We start from the raw sequence: 12,429 nt of genomic DNA on the forward strand, positions 1-12,429 counted from the left end.
GGCTTAGTTCTCGCCCGCCCACTCCACCTTGGCGCCCAGGCTCTGCAGGTTCTCCACAAAGCGGGGGTGGGCGCGCTTGATGGGCGCGGCATTGCGGATCTCGGAGCGGCCCTCGATGCTGGCAGCCACCATGAACAACGCAATGGCCACGCGGATGATGTAGGGGCTCTCCACCACCGCAGGGCTCAGCGGGTTGCCGCCGAGGGTGACGATGCGGTGCGGATCAGACGAGAACACATGGGCGCCAAACTTGGACAGCTCGCCCGTCCAGCCCAGCGCGCCGTCATAGACCTTGTTCCAGAACATCGCATTGCCCTCGGCGCGCACGCCCAGCGCGATGAAGATCGGCAGCAGATCGACCGGGAAATAAGGCCAGGGAGCGGCCTCGACCTTGGTCAGCACATTGCGGGTAAACGGCGTCTCGACCTTGAGCGGGCCCTTGCGGATGGCGCGTGACCAGCCGTCCTTGTGCTCGATCTGCACGCCAAACTTGGCAAAGGTGCGGTCGATCAGCGGGAAGTTGTCGGGCGTGCGGTTGCGCACCTGTACATCGCCACCCGTGATGGCACCCAGCGCCAGGAAGGTGGTGATTTCGTGGAAGTCTTCCTCGAAATGGAATTCACCGCCGCCCAGCTGCTCGACGCCATGCACCGTCAGGCGCGAGGTGCCGATGCCCTCAATCCTGGCGCCCAGCATGACCATGAAGCGGCAGAACTCCTGCACATGCGGCTCGCAGGCGGCATTGGTGAGCACCGAGCTGCCCTGGGCAGTGGCCGCGCACAGCACAAAGTTCTCGGTGGTGGTGACCGAGGCATAGTCCAGCCAGTGCTGGGTGGCCTGCAGCGCGCCATCGCAGCGCACGATCAGCGAACCCTCGCCATGCTCGACCCGGCCGCCAAAGCGGCGGAACACCTCGATATGCGGATCAATCTCGCGCACGCCCAGGGTACAGCCCTTGACGTTGTCCTCCAGCCGCGCCACGCCAAAGCGGGCCAGCAGTGGCGGCACCAGCATGATGGACGAGCGCATTTCTTCGGGCAGGTGGTGCTTGCAGGCATCAAAGTGCGTATCCCGGTGGTGCAGCTTGAGCACGCCGCTGGCGTAGTCCATCTGCACGCTGGAGCCCAGCTTGCCGAAGATGTCCAGGATCTTGCGCACATCGGTGATGTCCGGAACCCCATGGAGCACGAGCGGCTGCGCCGTCAACAATGTGGCGCACAGCACAGGCAGAACGGCATTCTTGTTGGACGAGGGAATGATGCGGCCCTGCAAAGGGGTGCCGCCGTGCACGATGAGTTTGGACATGGATGGGGGGAGGTCGCGAATTCTGGAGTGGCCCGTGGCAGTGTGCGCCATCGGGGCCGACCCTGCATGTTACAGCGTCAAAAACAACAAAAGGCACTCGGGTGGAGTGCCTTTTGTAAATACCCGTCAACAAATGCTGCGGGATGGTGTTATGCGCTGCCCGGGCAGCTTCTTAGCCCATCAGAACGCGGGAACCACCGCGCCCTTGTACTTGTCCAGAATGAATTTCTTCACATCGTCGCCATGCAGCGCACGGGTCAGCTTGGCAATGGCCTCGTCATTGGCGCGGTCGGCACGGGCGGCAATGATGTTGGTGTAGGGCGAGTCGGCACCTTCGATGAACAGCGCATCCTTGGTGGGGTTGAGCTTGGCTTCGATCGCGTAGTTGGTGTTGATCAACGCCAGATCGACATCACCCAGCGCACGCGGCAGCAAAGGCGCTTCGAGTTCCTTGAACTTGAGCTTCTTGGGGTTCTTGGCGATATCCAGTGGGGTGGAGGTCAGCTTGGATGCGTCCTTGAGCTCGAGCAGACCGTTCTTTTGCAGCAGCAGCAACGCGCGGCCACCGTTGGAAGGGTCATTGGGGATGGCCACGGTGGCGCCGTCCTTCAAGTCCTTGATGTTCTTGATCTTGCTGGAGTAGGCGCCAAAGGGCTCCACATGCACCTTGCCATTGGGCACTTGCACCAGCGAGCTCTTGCGGTCCTTGTTGTAGCTGTCCAGGTAAGGCTGGTGCTGGAAGAAGTTCGCATCGAGCTGCTTGTCTTCCACGGCCGCATTGGGCTGGATGTAGTCGCTGAACTCGCGCACTTGCAGATCCACCCCTTCAGCCTTCAGCTTGGGCTTGATGAAATTGAGAATCTCGGCATGTGGCACCGGCGAGGCCGCCACTTTCAGCACTACATCCGCCGCATGGGCAGACACGGCCAGGGCCGCAACAGCAAGAACGGAAAGCGTTTTTTTGAACATGGTGTTTTGACAAATGAGAAAGACCAGCCCCGGCAACTACTTGGATTTCTCTTGATGGGACTGAACCAAGATGGTGCAAGTCTAGCCTTATTCGGCATATCACCCAAAGAAAATAAAGAGATTTGGTTATAAAGAATTTGATCTTTATGCCAGCCCGCTACAGCCTGCGCCTGCACCGGCGGGCTATGCTTGAACCATGTCTACCCCGTTCGACCCCGATCAGCTGCTGCGGCTGCTCACCACCACCATGCCTTTTGGCAAGTACCAGGGCCGCGCCATCGCCGACCTGCCTGGCAACTACCTCAACTGGTTTGCCCGTGAAGGCTTTCCCAAAGGCGATCTGGGCCGGCTGCTGGCACTGATGCACGAGATCGACCACAACGGCCTGGGCGAGTTGCTGCGCCCGCTGCGCGCCAGCCTGCAAGCGAGTGGGCAGGCGGCTGTCCAGCCACCGCGACAATAAAAAACCCGCAGGCTGCAAGCAGCTGCGGGTTGGTTCAGGTTGTTGAGACGCTGATTACTTGACGGCGGAGCGGGCTGCGTCAGCCTTGGCCTTGGCTTCATCGGCCTGCTTTTGCAGCGCGGCGGCTTCGGCTTCTGCCTTCTTGGCTTCCGCTTCCTTGGCGGCGGCTTCTTCCTTGCCCTTGTCACCGCCCATCGCGCCAGCCATCGCACTGCCGGCCATCGTGCCAGCGACGGCGCCCACGGCGGCTGCGCCCATGGTGCCCATGATGCCGGAGCCGCCGGCGGCCGGTGCCGCGGCAGCCGGTGCTGCTGCGGCAGGGGCTGCGCCCGCTGCTGGAGCGGCGGCAGGTGCAGCAGCGGCTGGCGTAGCAGGCTTGGCTGCAGGCGCGGGAGCTGCCTTTTGGGTCGCTGCTGGACGCTTGACACCGCCACCCAGGCGCTTGGCATGGGCCAGGCCTGGCAGAACCAGACCGGCAATGGTCAAAGCAAGAACGGATGCAGAGGTGCGAAAAGAGGGGTTCACTACGGTATTTCCAAATAAAAGGCCGGGGCTACAGGCCGATTGCCTGTGCCTACCCTTGGTACATGAGGGGAAACGCTGCAAATTCAAGTGCTTGGCAGCACGGCTTGCAGCGGTATGGCTCGGCTTTGGTTATTCGTTATGCGTAGCGCGCAGCTACAAATATTGTAGAGCAGCGCTGGCATGCACGGGGTGTACAAGACCTTGGGCACCGTCAGCCATCGCAGGCATCAGGCAGCGCCTATGTTCTCCAACCCGCTGTACACCCACCAGGCCAGGGCCAGCATCATCACGCCGGTAAAGCCATCCATCACGCGCCAGGCCTGGGGCTTGGCAAACAGGGTTTGCAGGCGCCGGCCGGCGCTGGCCAGCATCACAAACCAGGCCAGGCTGGCACAGGCAGCACCCAGCACAAAGATCCATTTCAGGCTGCCATCCTGGCGCGCACCGATCGAGCCCACCAGCACGACGGTATCCAGGTACACATGGGGGTTGAACAAGGTGATGACGACCAGCGCCCCCAGCACGCGCCACAGGCCGCGCCGGGCGGCGGTGGCGGGCGCAGCCCCGTCAGCATCGGCAGCGGGCGCAGCGCCAACGGGCATCGCAGCCCGCCACAGCGCCATCAGCCCATAGCCCAGCAGGAACAATGCGCCGCCCAAGGTCAGGTAGTAGGCCAGGGTGGGCGAATCTCCCAGCACCTGAGCCATGCCGGCCACGCCGATGCCGATCAGCAGTGCATCGCTGAACACACACCAGGCGACGCAGGCGCGCACATGCTCGCCGCTCACGGCCTGGCGCAGTACATACAGGTTCTGCGCGCCGATCGAGACGATCAAAGAAAGGCAGACGGTAAAACCGGCCAGCCAGGTAGAAGTCATGCTTGTTGTCCACATGGCAGCTATTGTGCGGCGCACCAATAAATAAGTAAAATTAAACAATCTTAGCCAAATGAAGCAAAACTAAATGCTGGACTACCTGGGACTGGCCGCACTGGCGGCCGTGGTGCGCGAGGGCAGCTTTGAACGCGCCGCCAAGAAACTCCATGTCACCCCGTCGGCGGTGTCGCAGCGCATCAAGCAGCTGGAAGAGCGCACCGGCCAGGTGCTGGTGCAGCGTGGCAACCCCTGCACCGGCACCGAGGCCGGCCAGCGCCTGTGCCTGCACCTGGAGCAGGTGGCCTTGCTGGAAAACGCCCTGCGCCGCAGCAACCCCGACCTGCTGCCCGATGCACCGGTGGCGCCGACGATCAAGCTGGCGGTCAATGCCGATTCGCTCTCCACCTGGTTCATGGAGGCAATGGCCGAGTTCACCGCCTCGGGCAATGAGCTGCTGGACCTGCGCGTCGACGACCAGGACCACACCGCCCAGGCGCTGCGCGAAGGGGCGGTGCTGGGCGCCGTGACCGGCACCAGCGGCCAGATCCCCGGCTGCAACAGCTGGCCGCTGGGCACGATGCGCTATGTGGCCGCAGCCAGCCCCGGCTTCATGGCGCGCTACTTCGCAGAGGGCGTGAACACGCAGACCCTGGCCCAGGCGCCCATCATGACCTTTGACCGCAAGGACCGGCTGCAGGACCAGTGGCTGCAAGCCCAGGGCATGGCCCCCCGGGGCAGCGGTCCCCGGCATTTTCTGCCGTCCAACCAGGGCTATGTGCGGGCCTGCGAGATAGGCATGGGCTGGGGCATGCACCCCACGGTGCTGATTGCCGACCAACTGGCACGTGGCAGCCTGGTGCCGCTGGTGCCCGATAGCCCGCTGGATCTGCCGCTGTACTGGGCGCTGCCGCGCAGCGCGCAGGCCAGCCTGGCCCGGCTGACCGACTGCGTCATGCGCGCGGCCAGCCGCGTACTGACGCCAGCCGCCTGAGCATTGCTGCCGTGGTGTTGTCCGCACAGCGGGGACCGGTGCGCCTATGATGCGAGCAGCTGCAGCGCCAGATAAGCAACTGGGGCACTGCTGCAGAGGGAGGTATCCATGGTTTTCATCAGAAAGAGCACAGCATGATTGAGGTGCAGGAACTCATCGTCGACTACCCCGGCCACCGCGCGCTGCATGGCGTCAGCCTGCAGATCGAGGCCGGCACCGTCACCGCCCTGGTAGGCCCCAATGGCGCCGGCAAATCCACCTTGCTGCGCTGCATTACCGGGCTGGAAGCACCGCTGAGCGGCAGCACCCGGGTGGCGGGCATCGATGTGCAGCAAGAGCCCCGCCGCGCCCACCAGTACATGGGCTACCTGTCGGATTTCTTCGGGCTCTACGAGACCCTGAGCGTGGCCCAGTGCCTGCAATACGCCGCAGAAAGCCAGGGCCTGAGCCGCAAGGACGCCATCGCGCGCGTGCATGCGGTGGCCGAGCAGCTCGCCCTCAGCAGCAAGCTCGGCCATGCCACGCGCAACCTCTCGCGCGGCCAGCGCCAGCGGGTCGCCATTGGCCAGGCCATCATCCACCAGCCCCAGGTGCTGCTGCTCGACGAGCCCGCCAGCGGGCTGGACCCTGAGGCGCGCAGCAGCCTCTCGACCTTGTTCCGCCAGCTGCAGGCCCAGGGCATGACGCTGGTCGTCTCCAGCCACATCCTGAGTGAGCTCGATGAGTACTGCAGCCATATCCTGTCGATCCGCGAAGGCCGCATCACCAGCCACGGGCCGTTGAATGCCGCCAGTGGCCCTGGCGGCAACGGCGCGCTGCCGTCCGAGCTGGTGATGCAGGTCGAGCTGGCCGTCCCCCTGCCCCAGCCGGATGGGGCGCTGGCCGGCTACCGCCTGGTCGACATGCGTGCCGGCCGGGACGGCGGCGATACCCACCTGCTGTGGATTGCGCTGCCCGCGCAAGACCGTGCTGCCCGCGTGCAGCTGCTGCAGCAGTTGGTGGCCCATGGCGCGCAGGTGCTGGGCTACCAGGAGGCGCGCACCAGCCTGCAGGAGCGCTACCAGCAAAGTCTGGAAGCACCCGTCGATCCCCAAGCGCTGTTTGCCAAGGAGTGGCCATGAATCCGGAATTTCGCCGCCAGCTCAGCCTGGAGCTGAGCCCTGCGCGTTTGGTGCTGATGCCCGCCATCTTGCTGATGCTAGCCATCTGCGTGTTTGTCATCGAGGGCAAGCAGCCCCTGCTGTACCTGCACAAGGGCGCCCTCAGCCTGGTGGGTCTGCTGGCCGCCTGCGTGGGCACCTTCACGGCGCTGTCCAGCATCAATGACGAGCTGAACGAGCGCACCTGGGACCAGCAACGCATGAGCGCCATGGGCCCCTGGCGCATGGCCTGGGGCAAGCTGTTGGGTGGCCCCAGCTATGCCTGGTATGGGGCTTTGCTGTGTACGGCTGCGGCACTGCTGTGCGGCTTCTGGCTCGGCGAGCTGGCAGATACGGTGCTGGTGCTCGTACTCACCATTCTGGGCGCCTGCGCCTTGCACTGCGCGATGATGGCCAGCCGCCTCTACAGCATGGACCCCAACAAACCCGCCACCAGCCGCAATGTCTGGGTGCTGGTGGTGCTGGTGTTCCTGCTGCTGCAACTGGTCAGCAGCGTGGTCGTGGGACTTGACAGCCTGCTGGGCGGCAGCGGCGGCGGCGCTTGGTGGGGCCTGCCGCTGAACGCGGCCAGTCTGCTGCTGGTCTTTGCCATAGCGGGCCTGCTGCTGGGCCTGCTGGCACTGTGGCGGGCGATGTCGATGCAGCTGTCGGTACCCACCACACCCTGGGCCTGGGCACTGGGCAATGCGGCTGGCTGTTTGCTGCTGGTGGGCCTGGTGCCCACCGGCACCGGCCGGGCGCTGACCGCGATGATGCTGCTCGCCCTGGTGACCTACTATGCCGCTGCGCTGGAAAGCCAGGTCGCGCAGCGCTGGCGCGCCCTGCTCTACAGCGCACGGCACGGCCAGTGGCGGCGCTTTTGGCAGAACATGCCGCTGTGGCCCATCAGCTGGTGCATGGCCTTTGCGGTGCTGCTGCCGGCCTATTTGCTGTGGAATGCCGACCCGCTGTCCAACCGCTCGCAGCTGGGCCCCCTGGCCTTCATGGTGTTGCTGCATGTGCTGCGCGACTGCGGCATCTACCTGGTGTTCTCGCTGCGCAAGAGCAGCCGCTCACCGCTGGGCATGACCTTGCTGGTGGTCTTTGTCCTCAGCGCCCTGTTGCCGGCCATGTTCTGGTCGCTGGGCCTGGCGCCGCTGTTCGAGCCCCTGTTTGGCGCGTTTGACCCGCGCCTGTCGTCCAACTTTGCGCATGCACCGGCCCTGGGCTGGCTGGCCTGGGTGGGCATGCTGCTGCAGCTGGCGGTGCTTGCCGTCGTGCTGGTCTGGCGCTTCCAGGCCATCACCCCCCAGGCGGGCGGCAAAGACCTGTTTGCGCGCTAGCCAAACACCCAGGCGCCGACCCAGGGTGCAGCCAGCACATTGAGAGCGCCGGCAATCATCATCACCAGTGAGGCGGCCACACCTTGCTTGGGGCCGGCCATCTGCGCCTTGGCAACCCCCGAGCCGTGGGCCGATCCGCCCAGCATGGCCCCCGCTGCGACCCGGCTGCGCAGCCGGGGCAAGAGGCGCAGTACCAGGCCACCGATCAGCATGCCGGTCACTCCGGTGAGCAGCACAAACAAGGCAGCCAGGTCCAGCGGGCCGCCGATGGCACGCTCGGCCTCCACCGCAAAGGGCGTGGTCACGGAGCGCATTGCTAGCCCTTTTTGCAGCAGCGGCGACAGGCCCAGCCAGCGCGCCAGCCACACCGACGTCAGGATGGACACCGTGCTGGCCACCAACACGCCGGCCAAAATGGACATCCAGTGCTTGCGCACCATCTGGCGGTAGTCATACAACGGCAGCGCGAAGGCGACGGTCGTCGGGCCCAGGAGCCATACCAGCCAATGGGTATGGGTGCGATAGTCGTCGTAGCCAATGCCCAGCAGCAGCAGTGCGGCCACCAGCACCAGGGGCGTGCCGATGATGGGCATCAGCACCGTATGCGGATGTCGCTGGTACAGCCGCTTGTTGAGGTAATAGCACAGCAGGGTCAGCAGCAGTGACAGCAGCGCTGCGCTGCCATGGCTCAGCGGCCACCGCGGCAACGACGATGGCAGGGTTGCAGGCGCAGCAGTCATCGCACCCCTCCGGCAGCGGCCTTGGCGCCACGCTCCTGGCGGCGCTTGCGCTGGGCCAGGTGCAGTTCCAGCCGGTAGACCGCATCGACCACCAGCGCGGTGGCCACCATCACGCAGGCAGTGCTCAGCACAATCACGAGCACGATGCGCAGCCCCTGGCTGCGTACCAGGTCGCCATAGTTGATGATCACCAGCATCGCGGGGATGAAGAACAGCAGCATGTCCGACAGCAACCAGCGCGTGCCCTGTGCCAGCCAGCGGCCGGGTACGGCGCGGCTGAACAGTCCCAGCGCCAGTGCGGCAAAGCCAATCAGGCCCGCCGGGATACGCCAGCCCATATGGCTGCGCAGTGCCTCGGCCACCAGCCAGATGGCACAGAGCAGCGCCACCTGCCACAGCGTGCGTGCCGCCTGGCGGGCCTGCCTGGGCAGCCCCTTGTCGGTGGATCTGCCCTCGCCCGCCACCCATTTATCGCTTGTCATGCCATCCTTGTGCTGGCTCGTGGGCCAGCGGCAGTGGCGGCGGTGCGGCCCCTTGCCTCACCATGCTGCACTGCACAAAACGGATTGTAGAAACGGCATAATCATTCGTAAAATGACTTATTTTTATAAATTTCATTCCATCTAGGAATTCACCATGGACCTGCGAGCGCTGCGCTACTTTGTCGAGGTGGTCCACCGCAACAGCTTCACCCGTGCGGCAGAGGCGCTGTATGTCACCCAGCCCACCATCAGCAAGATGGTGAAGGGTCTGGAAGACGAGCTCGGCGGCCCCTTGCTGCTGCGCGAAGGCCGCAAGCTGCAGCTGACCGATGCCGGGCGCGTGGTGTTTGAGCGGGGCCAGGCGCTGCTGCAAGAGGCCAGCCGCCTGCGCCAGGAAGTGGCCGAGGTGGACGGCATCGCGCGCGGCACGCTCAGCGTGGGCGTGTCCCCCACCACGGGCCACTACATGGCGCCCATCTTTGCGCAGTACCGCAAACGCTACCCCGGCGTCCAGTTGCAGCTGCATGAGCGCGGCGCCCGGGCGCTGGAACAGGCGGTGGCAGAGGGCGAGATCGATGTAGCCATGGGCCTGCTGCGTGCCGGCAGCCCCCTGGCCAGCCTGCGCATACAAACCCACCATACCGTGGCCGTTTTTGCCCATGCGCGCGCGCCCCAGGGGCAAAGCCAGGTGCGCTGGCGGGAGCTGGCTGCCCTGCCCTTTGTGATGTACGAGAGTGATTTTGCGCTGTACGAAGGCGTGCAAAGCTGCTGCGCGCAAGCGGGCTTTGTGCCGCAGATCGCGCTGCAAAGCCGTTACTGGGACTTGATTGGCGACCTGGTCGCCGCCGATGCAGGCATTGCCATCATGTTCGACCATGTGGCCAGCCGCTTTGACCCGGCCCAGGTGCGCTGCCTGCCCGTGGCTGAGCCCACGCTAAGCCATGATTTCGGCCTCACCTGGCGGCCCCAGCACCTATCCAAGGCCGCCAGCGCTTGGCTGGCGCTATGCCAGGCGCGCTATCCGCAGACCCCGGCATAGACCCAAGGCCTCAGACCTGGGGCATGAAGGCATCCTGGCGGCCGGGCTCGGCAACCACTTTGCGGGGTGCCGCACTGGGCGCGGTGGCCGCGGCTTGGGCCGCTGCCATACAGGGAATCGTGGCCGGCTGGCGCAGCGGGTGGAAGTTCAGCAGCTGCGTGGCCATCATGGTCTCGACCATGAAGCAGCACAGCGCCGAGACAAAGCTGACCACGCCCAGCCCGAAGCTGAACATCGCCGCCAGCGACCAGCTGTTGGCGTCGATCTCGGTCTTGGTGGTCTGGCCGACGAAGAGCAGGATGATGGTCAGCGCAATCAGCGCGCCGCACAGGGTCAGCAGCCCGATGCAGAGGTTGGCCAGGCGTCCGCGCCGGCGCAGAAAGCTGAGCTCCAGCAAGGACCGCTGCACATAGTCCTCGTCCTTGGAGGCCATCATGCGGTCTTCCAGCACGCGGCCCCGGTCGATGATGCGCGCCAGCCGGCCGGCGACGGCACCGATCATGCCCGCCACGCCGGTGAGAAAGAAAACGGGAGCCACAGCCAGCTGGATGCTGTGGGTGATGTTGCTGACGTCGATGGACATGGTGTTGGAGCAGAGAGGTTGGACAGACTGCGCTGCAGCACACGCCTAGGGACCCTCTGCAAAACTCCCTGCCGTGGTCTGAACGCGGGCTCGGGCGATCCGCTGCGTTGTCTTCCTTGTCAATAGCTACGGCTATTGACTGCAAAAGACGCCTTGCGGCTCGTCCCGATCCGCGTCCATCCCGCTTGGCGAGGGTTTTGCAGAGCATCCCTAGTGCAGGCTGCGACGCCTGCGATGAACACTGCAAAATTCAAGCCAACATTCTCGCACCAAATAGGTGCAAACCCTAATACCTTTTTTGCCCTGTTTCCGGGCTGATTTGAAGCAAATTGTGTGCTTCCTGAGGCAGAGGCCTGCGTTCAGTAGTGTGGCGGCAGCTCGTCGCGTGCACCTGGCGCAACAGCTCCGGTCTCGGGCATGCGCTGCTGCAGGTCCTTGACCAGGTGCAGCAAGCGGTCGATCTGCTGCTGTTGCTTGTAGATCGTCAGGTTGAGCTCTTCGAGCAGGTCGTCGGCATAGGCCGCCTTGATCTCCAGGGCTTCAAGGCGCTGCTGCAGGCGTTCGGGCATTGTCGTCATGGCGTCTCCTGGCATCGGATGGGGAGGGAGGGGAAAGAATAACGCCGGCATATGACAGCGCATATGCCGGCGTGGAGAGCGAGAAGGCGGGCTTACAGCGCCTTGGCCAGGCGGGCAATGCCCTCTTCGATGCGGGCGATATCAGCGGTGGCAAAGGACAGCCGCAGGGTCGAGGCATCGGGGTTCTGGGCAAAGAATGGCGTGCCCGGCACAAAGGCCACCCCCTGCTCGATGGCGCGCTTGGCCAGCGCATTGCCATCCTTCTCCTGGCCCCGGGCGCCCGTCAGCTGCACCCAGATGAACATGCCGCCCTGGGGCTGCACAAAGCGTACCGCATCGCCCAGCTGGCTGCGCAGGCCGTCGCCCATGGCCTTGCTGCGCGCCGCATAGGTGGTGCGCACGCGGTCCAGGGTGGCGGGCATGCGGCCGGCCTTCAGGTACTGGGCGGCGGTCGCCTGGCTGAAGGTGCTGGTATGGGCATCGCTGAACTGCTTGCACATGACGCACTTGCCCAGCAGCTCGGCCGGGGCAATCAGCCAGCCCAGGCGCAGGCCGGGGCTGAGCACCTTGCTCATGCTGCCGCAGTGGGCCAGGTAGCCACGGCTGCCGGGTACGCTGTCCGACAGCGCCAGCAGGCTGGGCGGTGGCGGTGCGTCAAAGTACAGGTCGCCATAGGGATCGTCCTCGACGACCAGGGTCTGGTAGCGCACAGCCATCTCGAGAATCTGGCGGCGGCGCTCCAGGCTCAGCAGCACACCGCTGGGGTTGCCAAAGGTCGGGATCAGGTAGACCAGCTTGGGCTGGTGTTCGGCTATCAGCTGCTCCAGCGCCTCGGGGATGACACCGTTCTCGTCGGTGGGGGCGCTGATGACTTCGGCGCCATAGAGACGGAAGCACTGGATGGTGGCCAGAAAGGTCGGGCCCTCGACGATCACCTTGTCACCGGGCGAGATCATCGTCTTGCCCAGCAGGTCGAGCGCCTGCTGGCTGCCGGTGGTGACGATCAGCTGATCGGGCGTCAGCGACTGCACGCCCTTGGCCACCATCAGGCCGACGATCTGCTCGCGGAAGGGCTGGTAGCCCTCCGTCGCGCCGTACTGCAGCGCAGCGCCCGGCTCCTCTTTCAACGCCGCATTGGCCGCTGCCTGCACACCGTCCACGTCGAACATGGCTGCATCCGGAAAGCCCCCGGCAAAACTGATGATGCCGGGCTTGCCCAGCAGCTTGAACAGTTCACGGATGGCGGACGTCTCGACATTGTCGAGGCGGGAGGCAAAGCGCAGTGTCATGGAATGTTCTCTCAAGTCAAAAAGCGCAGCCCGGTCGATCGCCGGGCCGCCCTGGCATTTTGCTACTTTTTACCGGCCCCATGCGTCGCTCTGGCATCCCTGAGCCCG

14 protein-coding genes are annotated in these 12,429 nt (G+C 64.8%); 5 read left to right on the forward strand and 9 right to left on the reverse strand.

The window, feature by feature from the left end:
* Window positions 1-3: 3 nt before the first annotated feature.
* On the reverse strand, window positions 4-1,305 hold the full coding sequence (locus tag AB7A72_RS02565; RefSeq protein ID WP_369458926.1) for a UDP-N-acetylglucosamine 1-carboxyvinyltransferase: 1,302 nt from the start codon (window positions 1,303-1,305) through the stop codon (window positions 4-6).
* Between the two features lie 180 nt (window positions 1,306-1,485).
* Window positions 1,486-2,274 carry a MetQ/NlpA family ABC transporter substrate-binding protein gene (locus AB7A72_RS02570; RefSeq protein WP_239811218.1) on the reverse strand — a complete coding sequence of 263 codons (789 nt, stop codon included), beginning with the start codon at window positions 2,272-2,274 and terminating at the stop codon, window positions 1,486-1,488.
* A 196-nt stretch (window positions 2,275-2,470) separates the two neighbouring features.
* On the opposite strand from AB7A72_RS02570, the gene AB7A72_RS02575 reads away from it, so the two are divergent.
* Window positions 2,471-2,737, forward strand: a complete 267-nt coding sequence (locus tag AB7A72_RS02575) for a DUF3820 family protein (protein WP_239811217.1) — start codon at window positions 2,471-2,473, stop codon at window positions 2,735-2,737.
* Window positions 2,738-2,791: 54 nt separating this feature from the next.
* Here AB7A72_RS02575 and AB7A72_RS02580 read toward each other — a convergent pair whose 3' ends face one another.
* Both AB7A72_RS02580 and AB7A72_RS02585 read right to left on the reverse strand, forming a co-directional pair.
* Window positions 2,792-3,262, reverse strand: a complete 471-nt coding sequence (locus AB7A72_RS02580) for an ABC transporter substrate-binding protein (RefSeq protein ID WP_369458927.1) — start codon at window positions 3,260-3,262, stop codon at window positions 2,792-2,794.
* Window positions 3,263-3,489: 227 nt separating this feature from the next.
* Window positions 3,490-4,155, reverse strand: a complete 666-nt coding sequence (locus AB7A72_RS02585; RefSeq protein ID WP_369458928.1) for a LysE/ArgO family amino acid transporter — start codon at window positions 4,153-4,155, stop codon at window positions 3,490-3,492.
* Window positions 4,156-4,225: 70 nt separating this feature from the next.
* Here AB7A72_RS02585 and AB7A72_RS02590 point away from each other — a divergent pair, with 70 nt between their 5' ends.
* From AB7A72_RS02590 to AB7A72_RS02600, 3 genes are all read left to right on the forward strand, one after another.
* Complete coding sequence (locus tag AB7A72_RS02590; RefSeq protein ID WP_312451437.1) at window positions 4,226-5,128, forward strand: HTH-type transcriptional regulator ArgP; 903 nt, start codon at window positions 4,226-4,228, stop codon at window positions 5,126-5,128.
* Between the two features lie 134 nt (window positions 5,129-5,262).
* The gene (locus tag AB7A72_RS02595) at window positions 5,263-6,249 is read left to right on the forward strand and encodes an ABC transporter ATP-binding protein (protein ID WP_369458929.1); all 987 of its coding nucleotides are present in this window, start codon (window positions 5,263-5,265) and stop codon (window positions 6,247-6,249) included.
* Complete coding sequence (locus AB7A72_RS02600) at window positions 6,246-7,610, forward strand: hypothetical protein (protein WP_369458930.1); 1,365 nt, start codon at window positions 6,246-6,248, stop codon at window positions 7,608-7,610. Before AB7A72_RS02595 ends, AB7A72_RS02600 begins: the two co-directional genes overlap by 4 nt.
* Here the strand turns inward: AB7A72_RS02600 and AB7A72_RS02605 are convergent.
* A complete protein-coding gene (locus AB7A72_RS02605) occupies window positions 7,607-8,350 on the reverse strand; it encodes an LrgB family protein (RefSeq protein WP_369458931.1) in 744 nt (247 codons plus the stop codon). The genes AB7A72_RS02600 and AB7A72_RS02605 overlap by 4 nt on opposite strands.
* Window positions 8,347-8,832: a CidA/LrgA family protein gene (locus tag AB7A72_RS02610; RefSeq protein WP_369458932.1), complete on the reverse strand. Its 486-nt coding sequence runs from the start codon at window positions 8,830-8,832 to the stop codon at window positions 8,347-8,349. Before AB7A72_RS02610 ends, AB7A72_RS02605 begins: the two co-directional genes overlap by 4 nt.
* 154 nt (window positions 8,833-8,986) lie before the next feature.
* Between AB7A72_RS02610 and AB7A72_RS02615 the strand changes: the two genes are divergently transcribed.
* Entirely contained in the window at window positions 8,987-9,871 is an 885-nt protein-coding gene (locus AB7A72_RS02615; protein WP_239811209.1) for a LysR family transcriptional regulator, read from the forward strand.
* 10 nt (window positions 9,872-9,881) lie between these two features.
* Here the strand turns inward: AB7A72_RS02615 and AB7A72_RS02620 are convergent, their stop codons facing one another.
* From AB7A72_RS02620 to AB7A72_RS02630, 3 genes are all read right to left on the reverse strand, one after another.
* Window positions 9,882-10,454: a DUF2721 domain-containing protein gene (locus tag AB7A72_RS02620; RefSeq protein ID WP_239811208.1), complete on the reverse strand. Its 573-nt coding sequence runs from the start codon at window positions 10,452-10,454 to the stop codon at window positions 9,882-9,884.
* A 359-nt stretch (window positions 10,455-10,813) separates the two neighbouring features.
* Entirely contained in the window at window positions 10,814-11,032 is a 219-nt protein-coding gene (locus tag AB7A72_RS02625) for a SlyX family protein (protein WP_369458933.1), read from the reverse strand.
* A 92-nt stretch (window positions 11,033-11,124) separates the two neighbouring features.
* Window positions 11,125-12,315, reverse strand: coding sequence for an aminotransferase-like domain-containing protein (locus AB7A72_RS02630; protein WP_369459102.1), 1,191 nt, complete (start codon window positions 12,313-12,315; stop codon window positions 11,125-11,127).
* Window positions 12,316-12,429: the final 114 nt, after the last annotated feature.

This window comes from Comamonas sediminis, from assembly GCF_041107495.1.
Classification (GTDB): domain Bacteria; phylum Pseudomonadota; class Gammaproteobacteria; order Burkholderiales; family Burkholderiaceae_C; genus Comamonas; species Comamonas sediminis.